1 protein-coding gene is annotated in these 986 nt (G+C 39.8%); it reads left to right on the forward strand.

Annotation, left to right across the window (positions count from 1 at the left end):
- The first annotated feature begins 103 nt into the window (after nucleotides 1-103).
- Nucleotides 104-970 carry an IS982 family transposase gene (locus F9Y84_RS21840; protein WP_147391506.1) on the forward strand — a complete coding sequence of 289 codons (867 nt, stop codon included), beginning with the start codon at nucleotides 104-106 and terminating at the stop codon, nucleotides 968-970.
- The last annotated feature ends 16 nt before the right edge of the window (nucleotides 971-986 follow it).

Genomic DNA, 986 nt, shown 5'->3' on the forward strand with positions numbered 1-986 from the left:
TAACCCCAGCTCGGGATAAGAATTTAAAAACTAGGGAACTATATGCCTGTTCCAAGATCAGATCTTTCGACCAAAAAAGAAAGTGACCCAGTAAGGAACAGGCATGAATAAGTTAGTTGAGTTGTTTTGTGATGTCGATGATTTTTGCAAAGTTTTTTTGCCGCAGTGGCACGCCTACCAGATAGAGCAAGGTCAAATAAAAAGAGAAAGAGCATGCCAGATGAGTATGGCTGAAATAATGACCGTCATCATTCTATTTCATATGTCAAATCAGCGCGATTTTAAAAACTTTTATAAAGGCTACCTCGCTCGCTTTCATAAAAAAGACTTTCCAACACTGCTCAGCTATACAAGGTTTTTAGAACTCATGCCTCGTGCAGTTACTCCCCTTTCAAGTTATTTTAAAACCCTAAAATCAACGGATTGTGATATTTGCTTCATTGACTCAACGAGTATCAAAGTTTGTCATAATTTGAGAATACCAAGGCACAAGACGTTTGCAGGAGTGGCTAAGCGGGGTCGAGGAACGATGGGATGGTATTTTGGATTTAAACTACACCTAATTATCAATCATAAAGGTGAAATAATTGCCGCCAAAGTTACACCTGCAAATAAGCAGGATACAGCTCCTGTGGAAGAGCTTACGCAAAATCTAACCGGCACTTTATATGGAGACAAGGGGTATATTAGCAGTAAGTTAGAGCAGTCACTATCGGAAAGGGGACTCAAACTGGTCACCAATGTGCGCAGTAACATGAAGGCCAAAGCTATTTCAGCTTGGGACAAAGCAATGTTATCCAAGCGCTTTATTATTGAAACCGTGATTGACCAGCTAAAAAATATTTGTCAGTTAGAGCACTCAAGACATAGAAGCTTGCATGGAATGATATTAACAGTCTTGGGTGCGCTGATTGCATACAGCCACAAAGAAAAAAAGCCATCAATTTCTATTGATGAACTGATGGCTTAAACCGATCTCGGGTTAA

Origin of the sequence: Pseudoalteromonas peptidolytica (assembly GCF_012641745.1) — a bacterium.
Taxonomy (GTDB): domain Bacteria; phylum Pseudomonadota; class Gammaproteobacteria; order Enterobacterales; family Alteromonadaceae; genus Pseudoalteromonas; species Pseudoalteromonas peptidolytica.